We start from the raw sequence: 20,402 nt of genomic DNA on the forward strand, positions 1-20,402 counted from the left end.
TATTACTAAAAAAAATGTTTTGCTAGTCCCAATGAAAAACAGAACTACTCATAAACCAGAAAAGTAAAGTGATTAACCAGCACTTCTATATGGTATAGAGCACTCCATATCATCATCACAACCCTATGGCTGCAAGCTTGCCTTCTCATATGCTGTCTTCTTTTCCTTAGACCCGCCCTTCCACATCCTCTTTCATGATAAGGAATAGACAATGACAAACCCATGTCGGAAAAACAAACGCTGCTTGGAGTCAAACTAGCTGTAGTTTACCGCGTTTCATTGTGTCCTGTGATACTCGCGGTACTTTCTTCTCATCACAGGGTAATTCAAGATGTTTCAAAGCACGCCATTAAGTATTTTTTCATAGCTCAGGATAGCCCGAATAGCGCTATCGATAGAATCGACCGCGCTTGTTTCAGTAAAAATCAGTCAGAACCCATTACACGTTATCAGTACTACTAATACGTTGCTATTGTCTCTACTTGATACACATTTCACCCATAATGGGTACTGCCACTACCAAAAAGGGGTGGGACATCTGTCAAGGTGTCTTACTCTTTTTTGCTTTTCAAATCATAAAAAATAGAAGTTATCTTGAAGCTTTTTATGGGAAGTACTCTATTTTTGTCGCTCTGCTATAGCATTATAATAAAAAACACGATATCCATAGATCTGATCTTCAGCAAAAGATCTATGGATATCGTGTTTAGCAGGATCTTTAGGCATGAGAGGCGAGTTGCTGTTCGAGGAAGCGTGCGATGGCAGGGTAGGCAATCAGGCGGTTACTACGCTTGATCAACCCATGCCCTTCATCTTCAAAGCGGAGATATTCAACCGGAACCTGGCGCTGACGTAGCGCGGACACGATCTGCTCAGCCTCCCCAACAGGAACGCGTGGATCATTGGCGCCATGTACGACAAACAGTGGGGCCGTGATCTTGTCTACCGAGCGGATAGGCGAGATCTGCTCTAGAAACTCGCGATCGTTTTCCAGGCTCCCATATTCTGACTCTCGTAACTTACGGCGCCAGGGGCCAGTATTTTCCAGGAAGGTCACAAAATTGGCGATACCTACAATATCTACCGCAGCGGCCCACAGATCTGGATAGGTCGTGATCGCCGACAGCACCATAAAGCCACCGTAGCTCCCCCCCATCACGATAATACGCTTGCTATCAGCGATACTACTCTGACTTAGCCAGAGCGCGGCATGCTGGAGATCGGCGACCGAGTCCATACGCAGGCGCACATCATCGAGGCTCTGATACTCATAGCCATAGCCTGTACTACCACGTACATTGGGGACCAGTACCGCATAACCCTGAGACACAAAATACTGCGTCACGGGATCAAAAACAGGTCGCGATTGCCCCTCTGGTCCGCCATGCACATTGATAATTACAGGCAGTTGTTGCTGCTGCTCCGCAGGCAGATAGAGGAAGGCGGGTATTTCACGACCATCAAAGGTTGGATAGTGGACGAGCGACGGATTGACAAAAGAGCTCTGTGGAATTCCGCCGCGTGAGCTTTGGGTAGCACGTGTAATAGCGCCAGCCTCTAGATCCCAGACCCAGACATCCAGTGCATCGTCTGCGGTTGTATAGGACAAGGCCAGGCGTGAACCATCTTCAGACCAGGTTAATTCATAGACGACACCCCGGGGTAAAGTTGGAGTCAGCAATGGTTGGCGCTGCTCCCAACCCTGAGCTATATCAAAAAGCGTTAGCGTGGAATAACCATCCTCATTGACACTCATCGCCAACCGGGTACCATCTTTTGTCACTTCAAGCAACTCTACATCCCAACGATCTTCACCCAGGTAATGCAAATCCAGTGTAGATAGATCCAGGTAGGCAAGCGAATGAAACTGTCTGTCACAGTTGCTCAATAGATAAAGTCCCTGGCCATCAGCCGACCACGCAGCCGCTTGGTAAACGACACCACGTACATCCGCATCTGGCTCCGGGGTCAAGGCTCGTACGGCACCCGTAGCCCGCTCCACCAGTAAGATTTGACTGCGCGTATTGGAGAGCCAGCGTGACACCTGTATCTGTGAACCATCAGGGGAATAACCATGGACGTAATTTGTGCCATCATGCTGCAATAATAAACGGCGCTCGCCAGTCGCGACTTCCATCTCATAGACATCGAAATAGCGAGCATCGCGCTCATTGCTACTATATGTGATGTACTGACCATCAGGAGACCAGTCGCCAAAAATATGCATTACCTCAAGGTTAGAGGTTAATGCAGTTAGACGTGAACCATCAGCCTCCAATAAGAAAAGCTGGGCACGTTCATTCCCCCCGATATCGCCCGAAACCAGCAAAACATCGGCGTGTGGCGCATACACCGCACTCGACACGCGCTCACCCCGGAAGGTTAGCTGGTCTGGCCAGAGTGGGGTTGCAGCCTGTAAATTCAGCGGCACACTCCATACCTCAGCCACACCAGTGATATTCGTCAAAAAACTTAGCTTCTTGCCATCCGGAGAGAAATGGGGGCCGAAGGCTGTACGTACATTGAGGTAACGCTCAAAACTATATGCCTCTTTTACCATGCGCTATTTCTCCAATTATCCTTGCCTTATGCATTGATTCCGCGCATACTTAGTTGTATACGGCTACGTTTAACATCGATTTCCAGCACACGCACCTGCACCACCTGGCCGACAGAGACCACGGTCAAAGGATCACGCACAAAGCGGTCTGCCATCTCAGAAACATGTACCAGCCCATCATGCTTGACGCCAATATCAACAAAGGCTCCAAAATCGACCACATTACGCACCGTTCCTTGCAGCAGCATGCCTGGCTGTAAATCTTCCATCTTCAACACATCATGACGCAAAATGGGTGCGGGAAGCTCATCACGAGGATCCAGCCCAGGTTTCTCCAGGTTCTCTAGAATATCGTTGAGGGTTGGTAGACCTACGCCAACTTTATCGGCCAGGTCGCGCCACGCAGCGGCCTCATTACCAGCCTCCGCATTGCCTCGGTTACGATTGGAGCGGCCTAAACTATTTTGTAGCTTGATAAATTGCCTGAACTGCGCAATACGTTCCGCTGGCCTGCTCTGCTTCCCTTCACCCTCGGGTAACATTTTAAGCAGAGTACGCGTTGACTGATAGCTCTCGGGGTGAATAAAAGTATTATCCAGTGGCTCAGCGCCATTGGCAATCTTTAAGAAACCAGCCGCCTGCACAAAGGTCGCCTGACCCAGACCTGGAACCTTCAAGAGATCCTTACGTGTTTTAAAGGGCCCATTAGCTTCGCGATATTTGACGATCGCATTGGCGACGCGTGTGTTAATGCCCGATACATGCTTTAGCAGGGCGGCAGAAGCCGAGTTGACTTCTACACCAGCAAAGTTGACGCACGATGCCACCACACGTTCCAGGGTAGCGGCCAGTTCCTTCTGATCCACATCATGTTGATAGAGGCCCACACCTACTGCTTTAGGATCGATCTTCACCAGCTCTGCCAGTGGATCCTGTAAGCGGCGGGCAATCGAGATCGTGCCACGCTGGGTAGCATCCAGGTCAGGAAACTCTTCACGGGCGGCCTCCGAGGCTGAATAGACCGAAGCTCCTGCCTCATTAACAATCATATACCCAATTTTTTCTGACCCTTGTTCGCGCTCAGCCAGTTCGCGCAACAACTCGGCCACTAACTGCTCAGTCTCGCGCGAGGCAGTGCCATTGCCAATCGCAATCACACTGATACCGTAATCTGAAAGCATCTGCTGCAACAGTTTGCGTGCCTTATCGGACTGATACAGGTACATGGTGTCAGAAGTAATATATTTACCGGTCTCATCCACCACAGTGAGCTTACAGCCGGTGCGGAAACCAGGATCAATGCCCAGCACCTTCTTGCCACGCAGAGGAGGCTGCAACAAAAGATTACGCAGGTTGGTGGCAAAAACATTGATGGCATGCTCTTCAGCCTGGCGTGTCAGCTCCACGCGTACTTCACGCTCCATTGAAGGAGAGAGCAGGCGTTTATATCCATCTTCCATGGCCTCGGACAACAGAGAAGCAAAAGGAGAGGTGGCTTTAATGGGATAGTGGGCTGTAATGTCGCGCTGTGCCTGTTCATATGGCAGTGAAATATTTACGCGCAGCACGTCTTCGCGCTCGCCGCGATTGAGCGCCAGCACACGATGGGGGACCAGTTTCGTCACATTCTCATTAAATTCATAATAAAGCCGATAGACTCCATTGGGATCTTTCTCAGCCACTTTTTCTGGATCTGTTACCCGGGCGCCAACGGCTGAACTTTTAAAAAATGTCGAGCGTACAGAGCCACGCACGGTAGCATCCTCGGCAATCATTTCTGCCACAATATCACTGGCACCAGCATAAGCTTCCAGGCTGGTCTCCACACCTTTATCGGCATCCAGGAACGGAAGGGCCTGTTCCTCCAGAATAGCCTGAGCATCACCAGCAGTCTCCAACTGACTCAAAATAATCTCAGCCAGTGGGGCCAGTCCTTTTTCGCGCGCTACACTGGCGCGCGTCTTCCGCTTTGGCCGATATGGCAGATACAGATCTTCAACCTCTTGTAAGGTCTTTGCCGCCTCAAGCGCAGCCGTCAACTCAGGAGTTAACTTGCCCTGGCCATCAATTAAGCGATGCACATCCTGCTTGCGCTCAAATAATGCCCGCAAGGCCGCCGCCCGATCAGTAATAGCCTGAATCTGAACCTCATCCAAACTCCCCGTTACCTCTTTACGATAACGCGCAATAAACGGGGTCGTATTTCCCTCATCGATAAGGGCAATCGTACGTGCGATCTGCCCCTGACCAAGATTTAACTCGGTACTGAGTGTACGTGCAATATCTTCAACAGACAACACAGCTATAGGTTCGACTGCTGCCTGCTTCAGCGGTTCTTGAGTTGCCAATTATCTAAGCCTACCTTCCCTGGACAATAGAGAGGAGTATATTCTATTGCAATTATAAGTAAACGTTTCCTCTTTGCGTGTGTGAACGTCTACCCAGTATAACACTTCACATAAGTTGTTTCTACGCCATGTCTATGTACGCGCCTGTAAGGCCTTTATAAAGCATCTGCCAGCATAGCCTTCAGGCCCACCTACACGCGCCGGGATTCTTGCATATGGGCATTGCCCCATAACCCACCCAGCAAACCGAGGACCCAGGCCACAATCAGTCCAAGCAGCATCAAGAAGAGGAAGTTAACGAAAGGGGTCTGTTTAGCAAGCAGCATAGGGACAGCAGGCCAGTGCGGTTGCACGAAGCTCCAGGCCTGTGAAAATAGTTCCCGCGGATCATTCTGAGGATTATAAGTAATCAGAGTTTGATAGCGTTGTGTGGCACTGATTAATAAACCCAGTAAGATACCCACCCAGAAGACGATTGTGCTCCAGATACCTGCCCAATAACCGGCCCAGGCTCCACGAAGTGAGCCACCACCACGGCGTGTGGTCATATAACCGGAGAGGACGTAGAATAAAAAGCCGAGCACAGTAGCCAGGTAGAAATCCGCCGATTCCTTCAATGCCAATACCATAAACACTGCCATACATCCCTGGATTAATCCCCATAAGCAGCCCTGACTGGAAGGGGTTGGCAAAGGTCGATTCTGGGCAGCCTGGGCGCGGGCCCGCTTCTTCTGCTCAGCTGGCGACAGAGGAGGTGCGATTGGTGTTGGATTTGGATAAGGATAAGCAGGAGTTCCAGGCAAGGCCGGTCCCATATAGCCCTGGCCCGGAGGAAAGGGAGGTTGCCCAGGATAGCTCATCTGCTGTGGATTGCTGCCTGCGCCATAACCGTAAGATTGCTGTGGTGGAATAGGCGAATATGGTCCTCGATTATACGCCTGTGGAGCGAGCACCTGGTGGGGCGAGCTTACTGGTCCCGGCGGCATTGCGTTTGAAGATGTACTGGCAGCCACAGTCGGCTCATAAGGCGTGCCAGCATAGCTCTGTAACTGAGACGGAGGCTGAGAGGTCACAATGGGACCAGCAGGACCCATCTGGACCGCGACAGTCTGATCGTTATAGGCATCAAATGATGGCTCGCGCAAAATACGGGCCAGATCACCCATACTCTGGAAACGCTCATCAGCGTGCAGGGATAGCGCCTTCAGCAAAACCCATTCCACATTAGGTGAAATAGATGGATTGAGCAAACGAGGAGCAATCAACTCATCGCGCACACTTCGACTGGTAGCAACGGGAGGGAGGCGATTGGTCAATAAAATATACATCGTCGCTCCCAGCGAATAGATATCTGACTGCGGAGAGGTCTTGCCTATATATTGCTCAAGCGGACTAAAACCCTCGGTCACTGCACGCCCTAATGTCTGTGTGCTCGCATCAGGATCATAAAGCTTGGTCAGGCCAAAATCCAGCAAGACAGCGGTATTATTAGGCGTCAAGACAATATTGCCTGGCTTAATATCGCGATGCATTACTGGTGGGCGGCGACTATGCAACTCCTGCAGCGCATCCATCAGCGGCAATAGCCAGCTCAACACCTCTTGTTCACTGCATGGTCCGCTCGCTAACTGACCAGGCTTCTGCTCACCAACACGGCCACCAGGCGCACGCGAACGTAGCAGCTGTAGCAAATTCTGCCCTCAATTAGCTGCATAATCAAATAAAAACGCCCATTAGCCTCAAGCGCATCATATACCTCTGGAAGATGAGGACTCCTCACAGTAAACAGAACACTCGCCTCCATCAAAGCCTGGCGACGTGCCGCGGGCGTCACATCATATGTTTCCTTAATCGCGCAAGGACGATTCTTTTCGCTTGTATCGACCCCGCGATAAACCGCACCGAAGCCACCCTGATTAATCAGATTGCCAATAATATAGTGGCCCCGATAAGAGTTCCTGGTGTTAATGCGACTGGTAAGCTCATAGCCGAGCAAGCTCCTCTACTTTCCGCGAGACATAAACTGGGATTTAAACCAGACGGGAAGACACGCAACATATTTACGTTACAGTGATCCAGGTGGTTACAGCAAACCATCCTTTTTGAACATTTGTGTCATCCATTCCAGCCATTATCATAGCACACCATAACTTATTGGGTGAACAAACCACCTGTATTCTCTATATATCCCCGAAAGAATGCCACTTTTTTTATATTTCCTTTCAACCACCCTATATCTTTTCACCCGTTCCTCTCAAATGGTTTTTGCGTACGTGCGCTGGCTCACCCGAGCTTTTATTTGTGTGGTGCAAACAGTGCGCCGGGCGCACTGTTTGCACCACACAAATAAAAGCTCGGGCGGGAAGATCCCAGTGATCATGAGAATTGGATACACTTTTAATAACCTGATGAGAAAAATGCGCCCCGGCGCATTTTTCTCATCAGGTTATTAAAAATTCAGATCGGGCGCGTCAGCGCACGTACGCCAGAGCAGTGAAAACACTCATCCATAGATCGAGATCCGGAATAACAAAAAACAAAATACTGTTCTTATGGGTATACTTAAACAAAGGCGAGAATACCTCACGCAGCCAGGTGTGCAGACCTGTTGAGAACAGACAGAAAGTCGACACAATAATAAACACATTAAACGTGGGGAAACAATCTTCAGAAGAGAGGACGTTGTTGCTTGCAATACCATCTACGTATGATACAATAAGCCAAGACTGAACTGATCTACGTACATGTTGCAGGAGAAGAGAGCAAGCACTTGGAACGAAATGTGATGTTTAACGCAGAACGCGACCGTGATAAGGCGGCTGAACCTGAACGCGAAAATGTAGCGGAAGCTGATCTCAGTAACCTGGCACAAAGCGATAGCTTACGCCTCTATCTTCGTGAGATTTCACGCATTCCTCTGCTCTCTGCAGCAAGCGAATCGCGCATTGCAGAGAGAGCCGAGCAAGGCGATAAGGATGCCCGAAACCATCTCATTGAAGCCAATTTGCGTCTGGTTGTCAGCATTGCCAAAAAATATGTTGGTCAGGGACTTTCCCTGGAAGATCTCATTGGTGAGGGCAACATCGGTCTCATCAGGGCTGTTACCAAATTTGACTATCGCAAAGGTTTTCGTTTCTCCACCTATGCAACGTGGTGGATTAAACAAGCCATTACACGTGCCATCCTTGAGGGCACGCGTGTTGTGAGACTCCCTGTGTATATTATGGAAGAAGTGATGCGTGTCAAACGTACCACACGCCAGCTATACCAGGAAATGGGGCGAGAGCCAACTCCTGAGAGTATCGGTGAACGACTCGGCATGACTGCAGAACGTGTGAGCGAATTGCTCATCTGGGCAGAAAAGGTCTTCTCACTCGACGCTCCTCTTTCAGAAGAAGAGGAAAATACGCTTGGCGATATTATAGAGGATATGCACGAGCGAGGGCCAACCGAAATTACAGATCAACAATTATTGCGCGAAGAGATTCGCAAAGTTCTTGGACAACTTACAGTGCGTGAACGTCAGGTTATTGAACTGCGCTTCGGCCTCATCGATGACCATGACCATACATTAGAAGAAGTGGGCAAAAAGTTAAAAGTTACGCGTGAGCGTGTACGACAGATCGAAGAGCGTGCGATTCGTAAATTACGACATCCGCAGGCCAGTCGGATTTTGAAAGATTATCTCGATTAAGTAGGTGCAATAAATTCATTGAGAGTGCAAGGCATATCACGTCTTTGCACTCTTTTTTGCCCTTTTTTTCTGCTATGATAGAAATGTCATGCAAAAACCTCTAGACGTACGCTGTATTGGGCTATAAAATAACATATAGGATAGGAGTAGAATTAGCAGCTTCGTCATCTCCTGTCACGGCAATAATCATTCATTCACACCGCGCAATCGTGGCAAACTGCATCCATAGGGATACACGACAACATAGAAACATGCATTGCACAATCTAAAAAGCAGATAACCCCACAGCTAAAGATTGAATGAATAAAGTACTTTTGGTCCCGGCTACTCTTGAAGTAGGCATCATCCGTCTATATCTATAGAAATGTTTGGACCATAGGTAGCCGGGGGTATTTGCTGCAGCCGTAGGGCCGTTATCCATCGCTACGGATGGACAATTCTTCATACCAGAAAGGAGAGCGACATTCTGCATAGCCGCTAACGCTGTTATTGTGTCTGTCGCAACCTATCATGAATGAACTGGCAGGGCAAAGTCTTGGTGGATATTACCTGGAAGAGGAAGTTGGTCGAGGGGCGATGGGGGTTGTGTATCGGGCAAAACAACTTGCATTAGGACGTGAGGTGGCTATTAAAGTGCTACCACAGGGCCTGGCGCGAGATGCTTCTTATGTGGCTCGTTTTACTCGCGAAGCACAAATTATCGCAGGTCTTAATCATCCCAATATTGTGCAGATCTATGATGCAGGACAACAGCGTAAGCTGCTCTATTTTGCAATGGAGTTCGTGCAAGGCCCGACCCTGGCGAGCCTCCTTAATCTAGATGGCACCATTGCCACTTACTTTGCTGTAGAATATGCGGCCCAGATTGCCGATGCACTTGATGCAGCCTATCGCGAACGAAATGTCATTCATCGTGATATCAAGCCAGAAAATCTGATGCTCAATCGGTGGGGCAAGATTAAAGTAATGGATTTTGGCCTGGCGCGAGCCCCTGGCCTTCAGGTTATTACAGTGGCGCGTACACTGGTAGGAAGCATCTACTATTCCTCTCCCGAACAGATCTGGGGCTATACTATCGACAATCGTAGTGATATCTATGCATTGGGCGTTGTGCTCTACGAAATGGTTTGTGGACGACGTCCTTTTGCCGGTCGCTCAATGCCTGAGGTAACACAAGCGATTATTCAAGGTCAGCTACAACCACCGCGCCTCCACAATCCAGCTCTACCAATTGAGTTGGAACAGATCATCCTGACAGCCCTGTCACGCGATCGCCATTATCGCTATCGAGAAGCGGCCATCATGGCGCAGGAACTACGTGCCCTGAATCTACAGCCCCAACCTCAGATCCTCGTGTGCCTCAATCTTCCTATGGTGCGCAACATAAAATAAACTCGCAGCCACCCAGGCGGCCACAAGCAGCGCTGCCGCGTTATATGACAACCATTGAACAACAGCATACACGTCCCACGCCATCGGTACCAAGACAATCGACCCAGGGCTTTACACCCATCCAGTCGGCCCAACCAACACAGCCCCATCCAGCACAATCCACCCAGGATTTTGCGCCCATTTCGAGAGAGCCATCTCAATCTACATTCAGGCAATCAACCCGGGACATGGCAAGGCTTACATCCAATGCACAGCAGTCTGTGCCACCACAGTCAACCCAGGGCTTTCCACGCCAGCAGCAGCCTGCGCCACCACAATCCACCCAGGGCTTTCCACGCCAGCAGCAGCCTGCGCCACCACAATCCACCCAGGGCTTTCCGCGTCAGCAACAGCCTGCGCCACCACAATCCACCCAGGGTTTTGCTCGTATAACAGAACAGCCATATCAACAGCCTGCGCCTCCACAATCCACGCAAGGCTTTGCTCGTATGCCTGCCGAACAATCACAACCAACCAATGGCGTACCGGTTACTCCCGTCCTGCCAACCTTTGAAAGCAGCCAACCAGAACTGAGTTCGGGAAATTATGGCAGGCTGATTCGTCCGTCACAGAAAGAAAAAGAGGTTCCCAGCCTCAATTTCTGGGATCAATTACACAAATTATTTAAGATGCCCGATCACTAAAAGTGTAGGAGAAGCAAAGGTTCCAGAAAGAGGAAAAAAATACAAGGCCTGCATATACAAGAAAAGTGAACAAATTTTGGGAAACAGTTACACTAATACAAGGCACCGTTAACCAGAGTGATCAACGGTGCCACATGTGTTGGTTTCTTGCATTTAAATAATGGCGGCATTCAGACAACCAGCATCCAGTGCAAAAGAAAGCGTATTTGTGGTCTATGCAGCAAGAAAGCATTCAGGCGGCGCTCGCTCTCCTCCTTGGTCCAAAAACAGAATATCGAACCCGTCTACGCGCCAGTCGTCGGCTCGCTAAACAAGGATCAACAATACTCCCGCTCATACTCAGTACATTCAGCAATTATCCAGAGATTACCAGGCCAGCATGGCCCTGGTGGCCACCACAGTACGAACATACCAGCCGGCTCTTACTCCATCTCTGTCAATTGGAGAAGATCAGTCTGGCCGAGCTCTTACAGCATCCTATCCTGGGCGATGCACCCGGACCCGTATTATGGACCAGCATTATGGAGGCAGCCAGCCTGGTACCACAAGAGGACAATGAAGAGCTTCTATGCCAGGGACTTCACACAGGCTGGGCCTCAGTCCGCTACGCGGCCGCCATGGCCCTGGCGACACGTGCCAGAACCCATAGCTTGCATCCTTCCACCTGTACCATACTCCATCACCATCAAGGAGAACAGGAAACATATCCGGTCCGCCTCACCGCCTCTTATGCTTTACTGAATAATGGAGATCCTGCCGGACTGGAGATACTTATGTGCTTATTGCTGGCAGAGATTCCCGCAGAAATACGTAAGGCCGCCACATTTATTCTGGCAACGGAGGTCCCGCTACAACTTACCACTGACCAACAGGAGCGCCTCAGCGCCCACTTGATCCAACTGCTGGGCGACCCCGATATTGACATCGCTCAGCAGGCAGCCCATGCGCTCAGCAAGATCGCTAGCGCACAAACCGTTACGGTGCTCTATCCTTTGTTAGAGACAACTGATGAACGACTCCAAATTATTATCCTGACAGTACTGGAAGAGATTGCGCAGCACAATAAAACTCTCCGTCATCAGATGCGTCAGCATACATTGACCATGCGGCTCTTACCTATGCTCAAATCCATTCATCCAGACTTACGGCGCCAGGCATGCTATACACTGGCAGCCTGTGGGGGTGAATATGTGGCGGCAGTATTGGGTACGATTGTCATGAACAAAGAGCATCCGGGACAGGGAGAAGTTATCGAGTGTTTGCGCTGTTTTCATGGCGCCCTGCGTGCACCATTGCGTGGACATATTGTACGCTGGCTACTTCGCGTCCTGGCCACTCCCCAGGAAGAGATTCAGGTGACGGCCCTGGACTCGCTGGCCCAACTGCTCTGGCAAGCTCGCAACAGCGGCCGACAACCAGCGTGGCAGGAGATTAGCCAGGAAATTATTCAAGATGGCACCATTATAGAGTTGCTCCACGCTAACAGTCCGCTATTACGGCAGCGAGCACTGGAATTGTGCGCGGCCCTGGGCAATTTCTTACACACCACCAAAGATCTTCATCCCTATTGCCAGTTTTTACTTTTAAATGATAGCGATAGCGGCGTGCGTGCTTGCGCCGCCTATGTCTACGGACAGATAGGAGCGCGCTGGGCTATTAGCAGCCTGCTACAGGCCCTGCTGGATGCCGATGAGCATGTCGCCTCCACCGCCCTACATGCTCTGGGTGAGATTGCCACCACGGAAGATACTATTGTCGTCTACGCCTTGCTCGAACTGGCGCGCCTACAAGAAGAACCCTCTTCCGCCCATAATCTGGCCCGCGAAGCTCAGGCAATTCTAAAAAAATGGCAAAAAGCAGAGCAAAATGAGGCGCGCAAGACGTTGCACAGTTTGAATTAACCCCCTATACTATAAAGCAAAAGACAAAAGACTGTTCAAGGAGCATGCATGAATCCAACACAAATTAGCCTGGGCATAGCTTTTATCGCGGGTTGGCCTCGTTCCTCTCTCCCTGTGTCCTGCCCCTGGTTCCTATCTACCTGGCACAATTGGTAGGGCCCAGCGTTTATCAAGCATCCAATAATACCCAGCAGACTTTCTCGACACGCCTGACAACATTTCTGCATGCCGCTACTTTTGTTCTGGGTTTTACTATCGCATTCGTAGCCCTGGGGGCTACCGCCAGTACATTGGGAAGTTTTTTAAGAGACCATCTGACCATCCTACGCCAGGCGGGAGGCATCATCATGGTTCTCTTCGGCCTCCACCTGACAGGCCTGCTTACAATTCCATTTCTTAATCAACAGAAGCGCTTTACATTCATACCTGAGCGACCTGGTTATCCAGCCTCGCTACTGGTCGGGCTTATTTTTGGCATCGCCTGGACACCCTGTATCACGCCTATCCTGGCTGGTATTTTGATTCTGGCCGCAAACGCGACGACCCTGCAACAAGGGGTTGGCTTACTACTTATCTATTCGCTCGGCCTGGGCGTTCCCTTCTTAATTTTGGGGCTGGGTGTTAATCAGATGAGCCGGGCACTTAAATGGTTTAAGCCTCATCTCGGAAAAATAGAGATTGGTACGGGGATCTTGATGATGATCGTGGGTTGTATGATCTTCTTTAATGTACTTACCTATATCAATTCGCTTTTTAATATGGGCTTTAATGTATAGATCGGAAAATAATATGACCCAGAAGGGTATGGTGGTGCGTCAGTATAGAAAGAAGACGCCCGAAACTGGTGGACTATCGCCCTGGTTCACTGGTCTGCTTGCATTACTCTATGTGGCGCTCCTGGCCACCCTTATATGGTGGCCAGGAGCGAATTTACTCGAGCGTTTGCGCTGGTTAGATAGTGGGATCTGTGCGCAATTGGCAACCCACTCACTGTATCTGGGAGGCGAAAGATTACCACTGTGCTCACGAAACACGGGGATCTATCTGGGTTTCATTGTTACATTGATTATCTTGTATACAAGGAAACGCGGACGTGCTCAGGCACTTCCAGATAAACCCAAAATTGCCATGCTTAGCGCGGGCATTCTCTTTCTTGCCATCGATGGCATCAACTCATTTTTAGTTGATCTGGGTCTACCCCACCTCTACCATCCAGATAACTTACTGCGCTTGAGCAGTGGCCTTTTAACGGGCTTTGCGATGGGGATTTTTGTGCTCCCAGTTATCAACGGCTAATCTGGCGTCAGAGCAACATGCAACGCAGCTTACCAGATTGGAAGGAGTTGGGCTGGTTCTTGCCAATATTGCTCTTATGTTTCTATGCTGCTATATCCCAGAGCTGGCTAGTTCTCTATCCATTAGCAATACTGAGCTCATTGGGTCTGCTCAGTGCCATAGGTGGCGTCAACCTCATCTTTCTCCTCTTGCTCAAACATCGCGATGAATCATTCACGCGCTATTACGAGCTCATCCCGTTCTGCGGCCTTGCATTGCTGGCTGCTGCTGGAGAACTGCTCATATTGGCCCAACTCAAATTACTACTCTTCCAGGCTCTTGGAATTCCTCTCTAACGCACGCGATAGAACAGCCAAGCATTATAAGAATACATAACCGCCAGGAACTTACCAATGTCCACCGGCTACTCTCTGGTTAGGAATCCCAAGGGGAAAGAGTAATACCTAGCAACCTTCGAGATCAGCCTTAATTTCTTTCTTGATCTCATGGGCCAGATCAGCATCAATTGTACCACGGTCGCCACGAGCCAGGCGCATTACAGCTTCCCTTAGATGAGTAGGGGCACGCTGGATAGTGCAACGCTCATGAATGAGTCTCTTTAGTTGCAAATCGAAATGAAAACGGCATTCACAATGTGGGCAACCTTCTAAATGCTGCTGCACGATCGTCACTTCCTCAGCGGTGAGTTCACGATCGATATAAAGATGCAGACGTGCTGTCGCCTCAACACAATCTAAACATTCCATAGTAAAACTTCTCCTACACTAGCTCGCCACTCTATCTGTTCATTCTAACATAATTAGGTAGCCCTTTCATTCCCTGGACCTATAAGATATACTGATAATACTTTCCGTAAGAAAGTAGGAGGACCTCGTGGTGAGCCCCTTGTCAGAGGAGTATTTAATGCAGGATAAGTCACATTTCGACGAGCTACCCACAGAAGAAATAACAGAAACGACTGAAGAAGATAGAGAAAACGAACCAACACAGAGGAATGAGCCACCTTCGGAGGATTTTGAGGCAGGATTACTGGCCCAACTGGATAGCCTTTACCGCACAGCTTTGCGGATGACGAATAATCCACAAGAAGCTGAAGACCTGGTACAGGAAACTATGCTAAAAGCCATCCGTTTTGCTCATACCTATCAACCAGGTACGAACCTACGTGCATGGCTTTTTCGCATACTTAATACATCTGCTATCAACCGTTATCGCAAGCAGGCAAACCACCCGACGCCTATCGCATTACCTGAAGGTGAGGAGTTCTACCTCTACAACCAGATTCGCGACTTAAGCGGTCAGGAACGCAGCCAGGGGGCCGAAGAAGAAGTTTTAAATCAATATCTGGATGAAGATGTCTATAAGGCGCTCAACGATCTCCCTCCCAACTTTAGAATGGCTATCATCCTGGCAGATATTGAGGGGCTCTCCTATAAAGAGATAGCCGAAGCATTACAAATTCCAATCGGAACCGTAATGAGTCGCATCTCACGTGCCCGCCGACAATTACAGAAATCCTTATGGCAATATGCTAAGGACAGAGGGTATGTCAAAACGGAAGCTTCTTAAATCCCACTAACTGGGATGCGATGAAATACAATTGGGAACACCGCTCAGTCGCGGCTAGCGCCGTCACTACATCTCAACCGTTGCAACGCGTATCAGATGATAGGAGACGTGCCAGCCACCAGGCGGGCAGGCTTATCCAATTGAATGGCCATAAGATCTTCCGCGCTGGCAATACCGCCAGAGAATATATACCAGGAGGATGCTTTTACACGGATTTAGCAATGTGACGTATAGCATCATTGCCCGCACGCGTAATACGCACATTGACACAACGCCGATCCATCATATCCACCGAACGTGTTACTAATCCTTTACGCTCTAGACGAGCAATTGCCTTTGTCGCTGCCGCAGAACTCACACCGAGAGCGGATGCAACCTCACCAACAAGCCAGTGTTCGCGTCGTGCCAGAAATGCCAGAACTTCTAGTTGACGAGAGGTAACACTGGTAGATGTCCGGCGCACCATAGTCATACGCATTTTCTCCTACACATGAAATTTTCTTATGCATATACCAACTATATGCGTTCATGGAAAATGACGTTGTGTACAAGAAAAGCGGGTACCGTTCCTGAAAGCATTGAGGGAGAGAATTATACGGGAAGTTGTACTGTCTCTGTTTCTGCAGCGTGCTTTTTCGGCGCCAGTTGCAAAGCGAAGGAAAAGATACAGCCATCGCCAGGCAGCCCGCTGCTCTCTAACCAGATGCGACCACCCATTACGTCTAATAAGCGGCGGCAGATAAAGAGTCCCAGGCCCGCTCCACGCACCGGACTATTGATGTCTCGCTCCAGACGTACAAAGCGCTCGAAGAGACGCTGCTGATCGGTTGGAGGAACACCCGGACCATAATCACGAATAGACATAATAACCTGCTGCTGCTCACTGGTGGCCGAAAATAGCAGTGGAGTACCTGCTGGAGAATATTTGAGGGCATTACTGATCAAGTTGAGCAACACCTGGCGCAAGCGTACATCATCGGCTGCGACATAAAGATCTTTAGCAATCTCTACGTTGATACTACGCTGCTCACCAGTCAGGGTCGCCTCGACAATTTCTAATACATGGGACAATGCATCTAACAAGGCAATCGGTCGCAGGTGTACTACTTCAGTATCCAGGTTGACACGGCCGGCATCCATAATGTTACTCACCAATAACGAAAGCTCGTCACAGCCACGTTGTGCCTTCTCAATAAATTCGGCCCGCGATTCCGCTTCTAACTTTTCATGGTATTGATCTAACAGTTCAATATAACCCAGTACGGTAGTCAGGGGTGTCCGAAGTTCATGCGAGGCCGTCATAATAAACTGATCCTTCAGTTGATCCAGCTCTTTCTGGCGTTCATAGGTTGCGCGCAGCTCAGTGGTCATCTGGACATTCTCCAATGCAACCAGGCATTGGCTGGCAAACATCTCTAGAGCTCTCATCTCTTCTCTCAAAAAATAATGGGGATGTGAGTAGGTTACCACCAGCACTCCTAAAAAGCGCTCATTTTTCTGTAAAGGCAACCAGGCAAAAGGAGAAATAGGTCTGCCAGGGAGGCATGGCGGAATAACAGCTGCCTGGTCATCCTCCAGAAAAGTCCTTTTGCCTTGAAAGAAATAGGTCATCCAATCCTTTGACTGCACATTGGAGAGCAGCGACTGCTCAACCAGACTTGAGCCACGACCTGTAGCAGCCACCAGTTGTAGTTGCTGGAGACGGTGATCGTATAACCACATCTCAGCCGCCGCGGCCGTAGCTTCAGCAGCTACTATGGTGTAGGTATTGATGGCTTCTTGTAAGGTATTGAACGCCGAGTTGGGTAGGCTACTTATCGAATAGAGGGTATTGAGTAGCGAGGTATGCCGGGTGGTACGCGCATAGAGCCGCGCCGTCTCCAACAATGTTGAGAACTGCGTCACCAACAACTGCGCAACTTCTAACTCAGGCCCTGCATAGGTCTGGTCCCCGCGCTCGCCCAGCACCAGTATGCCAATCATCCTTCCCTGAGCCCGGATAGGGGCCAGCAGCCATTCTTTTTCGCCCAGAGAGGAAGGTGAGGTCAGATAGCGCTCCAGGCCAACCGGCTCATCATCCACCGAACGAACAACCTCACTGATTAAAAGGGGGCGGCGGGCTGCCTCCAGGCGTTGTACCGCCGGTAAGAAGGTATCCAGATAATCCACCCTGGTTTCATGGATGCGTTCTGGTACATGCAATGTCTGCAACAGCGCGCATAACAACGAGCGCCGTGCCTCATCGCTTGCATTATCTACCAGTGCGGGTGAGAGGCAGTACTGTTCACGACTCTCGTCAAAGACAAAAACGCACACCTGGGCTGTCTCAAAGATGCGGATCGCCACCGCTGTAATAAGGCTGGCTGCATCACGTACCTCCAGGGTTTCATCTGTGAGCATAGTTGAGTCAACAAGCAAACGGCGATAACGCGAGATCTCGCGAAAGAAAATTTTCTCACTCAACATTTTCGCCAGCCACCAGACTGCGGGAGCCAGAAAAGTGACCAGGCAGACAATCAGCAACTCGTAGAGATTACGGTGCGGAAGAACTGGATTGATGAGAAAAATATTGCCCAGGGCGACGATTACATAGGTCAGAGTAGCAAAAACCACGACACCAAAAATAATAGAAACAGCCTTACAGATATACGAATCAAAGATCAAAATCTGGTAACGTAGAATCGAATACCCCAGTGCCAGCGGGAAAAAGCAGAGCGTCGCTGCCGTGAGACGACCATTAAACGGCGCCATGCCCAAAGCTATAGGAAATACGGTAAATATCAACAGGGGGATTGCAACTATAATGACCCCACCCACAAATAACAAGATCTGCTGGCGCTCACGGTACAACGATGAAATGCGATACGAATAGATGAGAAGAAAGAAAATGCCCACAAAAGCGAGCGAGAAATAGACACAATTACTCAGATATAACCAGGATGATACTTTTATCATCAATACATAGGAGACAAAAAACAGGGAGATCATCCATGCGCCGCTCAGGCTAATAATCCAGAGATAGAGCCGTGATAACCAGGACACAAGCTTTGATACATGTGGTTCAGTGAGTTGGAGAAGATTATGAGGGAAGATCATCAGAAAAGCGCTCAGGAAAATAACCGATAAGCTACTGCTCGTCCCCGTCAAAAAATCTAACCACCCGTTTGTAGGATCTCTCCCCTGCAATGTAAATGCAACCCCTAACGATAAACATAAACCTAACACAGGAGATGCTACCTGCCGGTTGCGTGCATATAACCAGACAAAGACACCCACCACGAGAAACGACATGGAGAGGATAAGTGAAAAACCGAAGCTTGCCCCTAAAACAACTCCTTCCACCTCATTGCGCACCGTAGCATAAAAAATATAATTTCCATCAATCAGCAATAGGAGAATAAAGGCCACAATAGCCAGCAATATGATCAGGAGACGCTGAGATTTCATAAATATTTGATGTATACGTGGCATGTGTAAAGTCGCCTCTTTTCAAGCAGACCATATTGATGCTTGTTCTCGTTTTTAAGACTCCACTACTAATAATACAATTTCCTTCAGCTTATAAAAGATAATAGAAAGTATACGCATTATTGTCAAGTTTAGATGCCATTCGAGCACCCTATCTAGTACTGATAGCTCGCCTATTGCCAATCCCACTGATCCGAGCAAAAGGCACAAAGACATGGACAATTACGTGCCCTGTGTGCTTGCAACAAAGAGAAAGCGATAATCGTTATATGAAAAGCAAGGCATCGCCGATAGAACAGCTGACAACGAAGCATGCGAATCAGCCGATATTACCTATATCATCCATCCATTGATGGATGAATGATTGACGAAACGCGGGTTTGTTTGTAGAATCGAAGCGAAAAAAGCAGAGAGGCGCGATTATGGCAGAGCTTACACATTGGCCCGAGGATGAGGGTAATGAGAGCTTCACAATACAAACAAGCGATCCATTGGGTATCCTGACCAGCACACGTACTGTCGTTGAACTCGGTGAAGATGTATGGATTAATACAGATCAGATAGAGAAACTCAGTAAACGCTGGCTACAAGCAGATACACAGGGACAGAAGCTGGATATCCCCTTATGGGATGAACGCTATCATTTCTCAGATGGTACAGCACGTACTGTCAACTGGTTGCTGCTGCTGGATGCACTGAATTTTTGTTTCTGGGCTGAAAAAGGTCAAGCCCGCTGGTCCATTGACTATCAAGGGCAAACCCTTAATGGCTACTGGGCTGAAGCGGCCGCCCTGAAACGAGCCGTAGAAGAAGGTCTACCACTCTGGGACGCTGAATATTTACGCACGATACCAGAAGAAACCATAGCCCATATTTTTCGTGGCTCTGGCACAATTCCTCTCTTTGAACAACGCGTTCACAACGCACGCGAAGTTGGACAGGTGTTACTTGATCGCTACGCAGGCCAATTTACCAATGCGATAGAAGAAGCCGATAGAAATGCGATCAAACTCGTTCTCTTACTGGAACGGGATTTTCCCTCGTTCCGCGATATCACATCCTATCGTGGTCAACAGGTGCGTTTCTTGAAACGAGCACAAATTACAGTCGCCGATATCAGTGGTTCTTTTCATGGCCAGGACTGGGGAAAGTTTGCTGACCAGGACCAATTGACCATTTTCGCTGATTATAAACTACCTCAGGTGTTGCGCGAATATAATGTACTGGAATATGAGTTACACCTGGCTCAAAAAGTTGACAATAAAGAGCTTATTCAGGCTGGTAGTGAGGAAGAAGTGGAGATCCGCGCCTGTACGATCTGGGCATGTGAGCTCTTGCGCCAGTCGTTACAACGACAGGGACATGCTATGACTGCCGCAGAGATCGATATGCGTCTCTGGTTACTCGGGCAACGTTCAGAAGAGATGCATCCCTATCATCGGACACGCACGATATACTATTGATGCGTACAGGACACTACCATACGACCAG

Annotated in this window: 16 protein-coding genes; 9 read left to right on the forward strand and 7 right to left on the reverse strand. The window is 49.2% G+C overall.

Annotated features, from left to right (window positions below; genetic code table 11):
* Positions 1 to 718: 718 nt before the first annotated feature.
* The 4 genes from EL645_RS03355 to EL645_RS43865 all read right to left on the reverse strand — a co-directional run bounded on the left by EL645_RS03355 (position 719) and on the right by EL645_RS43865 (position 6,904).
* Positions 719 to 2,560: a S9 family peptidase gene (locus tag EL645_RS03355; RefSeq protein ID WP_126548714.1), complete on the reverse strand. Its 1,842-nt coding sequence runs from the start codon at positions 2,558 to 2,560 to the stop codon at positions 719 to 721.
* 26 nt (positions 2,561 to 2,586) lie between these two features.
* On the reverse strand, positions 2,587 to 4,908 hold the full coding sequence (locus EL645_RS03360; protein WP_218031709.1) for a Tex family protein: 2,322 nt from the start codon (positions 4,906 to 4,908) through the stop codon (positions 2,587 to 2,589).
* A gap of 191 nt (positions 4,909 to 5,099) precedes the next feature.
* Positions 5,100 to 6,599 carry a serine/threonine protein kinase gene (locus EL645_RS03365; RefSeq protein WP_126548715.1) on the reverse strand — a complete coding sequence of 500 codons (1,500 nt, stop codon included), beginning with the start codon at positions 6,597 to 6,599 and terminating at the stop codon, positions 5,100 to 5,102.
* Positions 6,533 to 6,904 (reverse strand): protein kinase, encoded by a 372-nt coding sequence (locus EL645_RS43865; protein WP_126548716.1) that lies wholly within the window; start codon positions 6,902 to 6,904, stop codon positions 6,533 to 6,535. Before EL645_RS43865 ends, EL645_RS03365 begins: the two co-directional genes overlap by 67 nt.
* Positions 6,905 to 7,678: 774 nt before the next feature.
* Between EL645_RS43865 and EL645_RS03375 the strand changes: the two genes are divergently transcribed.
* From EL645_RS03375 to EL645_RS03405, 7 genes are all read left to right on the forward strand, one after another.
* A complete protein-coding gene (locus EL645_RS03375; protein WP_246035264.1) occupies positions 7,679 to 8,602 on the forward strand; it encodes a sigma-70 family RNA polymerase sigma factor in 924 nt (307 codons plus the stop codon).
* Between the two features lie 510 nt (positions 8,603 to 9,112).
* Complete coding sequence (locus tag EL645_RS03380) at positions 9,113 to 9,994, forward strand: protein kinase domain-containing protein (protein ID WP_126548718.1); 882 nt, start codon at positions 9,113 to 9,115, stop codon at positions 9,992 to 9,994.
* A 44-nt stretch (positions 9,995 to 10,038) separates the two neighbouring features.
* Positions 10,039 to 10,677 (forward strand): hypothetical protein, encoded by a 639-nt coding sequence (locus EL645_RS03385; protein ID WP_126548719.1) that lies wholly within the window; start codon positions 10,039 to 10,041, stop codon positions 10,675 to 10,677.
* Positions 10,678 to 10,892: 215 nt separating this feature from the next.
* A complete protein-coding gene (locus tag EL645_RS03390) occupies positions 10,893 to 12,578 on the forward strand; it encodes a HEAT repeat domain-containing protein (RefSeq protein ID WP_126548720.1) in 1,686 nt (561 codons plus the stop codon).
* 92 nt (positions 12,579 to 12,670) lie between these two features.
* A complete protein-coding gene (locus EL645_RS03395; RefSeq protein ID WP_126548721.1) occupies positions 12,671 to 13,354 on the forward strand; it encodes a cytochrome c biogenesis CcdA family protein in 684 nt (227 codons plus the stop codon).
* 13 nt (positions 13,355 to 13,367) lie between these two features.
* On the forward strand, positions 13,368 to 13,874 hold the full coding sequence (locus tag EL645_RS03400) for a DUF2085 domain-containing protein (RefSeq protein WP_161977072.1): 507 nt from the start codon (positions 13,368 to 13,370) through the stop codon (positions 13,872 to 13,874).
* A 17-nt stretch (positions 13,875 to 13,891) separates the two neighbouring features.
* The gene (locus EL645_RS03405) at positions 13,892 to 14,209 is read left to right on the forward strand and encodes a hypothetical protein (protein ID WP_126548723.1); all 318 of its coding nucleotides are present in this window, start codon (positions 13,892 to 13,894) and stop codon (positions 14,207 to 14,209) included.
* A 108-nt stretch (positions 14,210 to 14,317) separates the two neighbouring features.
* Here EL645_RS03405 and EL645_RS03410 read toward each other — a convergent pair whose 3' ends face one another.
* A complete protein-coding gene (locus EL645_RS03410; protein ID WP_126548724.1) occupies positions 14,318 to 14,620 on the reverse strand; it encodes an anti-sigma factor family protein in 303 nt (100 codons plus the stop codon).
* A 157-nt stretch (positions 14,621 to 14,777) separates the two neighbouring features.
* Between EL645_RS03410 and EL645_RS03415 the strand changes: the two genes are divergently transcribed.
* Positions 14,778 to 15,443: a sigma-70 family RNA polymerase sigma factor gene (locus EL645_RS03415; RefSeq protein ID WP_126548725.1), complete on the forward strand. Its 666-nt coding sequence runs from the start codon at positions 14,778 to 14,780 to the stop codon at positions 15,441 to 15,443.
* 205 nt (positions 15,444 to 15,648) lie between these two features.
* On the opposite strand, the gene EL645_RS03420 is transcribed toward EL645_RS03415, so the two are convergent.
* Together EL645_RS03420 and EL645_RS03425 are read right to left on the reverse strand one after the other, a co-directional pair.
* A complete protein-coding gene (locus EL645_RS03420; protein WP_161977073.1) occupies positions 15,649 to 15,915 on the reverse strand; it encodes a MarR family transcriptional regulator in 267 nt (88 codons plus the stop codon).
* Positions 15,916 to 16,034: 119 nt separating this feature from the next.
* Positions 16,035 to 18,914 carry a sensor histidine kinase gene (locus tag EL645_RS03425; RefSeq protein WP_126548727.1) on the reverse strand — a complete coding sequence of 960 codons (2,880 nt, stop codon included), beginning with the start codon at positions 18,912 to 18,914 and terminating at the stop codon, positions 16,035 to 16,037.
* A 419-nt stretch (positions 18,915 to 19,333) separates the two neighbouring features.
* On the opposite strand from EL645_RS03425, the gene EL645_RS03430 reads away from it, so the two are divergent.
* Positions 19,334 to 20,374 carry a queuosine 5'-phosphate N-glycosylase/hydrolase gene (locus tag EL645_RS03430; protein WP_126548728.1) on the forward strand — a complete coding sequence of 347 codons (1,041 nt, stop codon included), beginning with the start codon at positions 19,334 to 19,336 and terminating at the stop codon, positions 20,372 to 20,374.
* Positions 20,375 to 20,402 lie beyond the last annotated feature (28 nt).

The organism is Dictyobacter kobayashii (assembly GCF_003967555.1).
In the GTDB taxonomy this organism is placed as follows: domain Bacteria; phylum Chloroflexota; class Ktedonobacteria; order Ktedonobacterales; family Ktedonobacteraceae; genus Dictyobacter; species Dictyobacter kobayashii.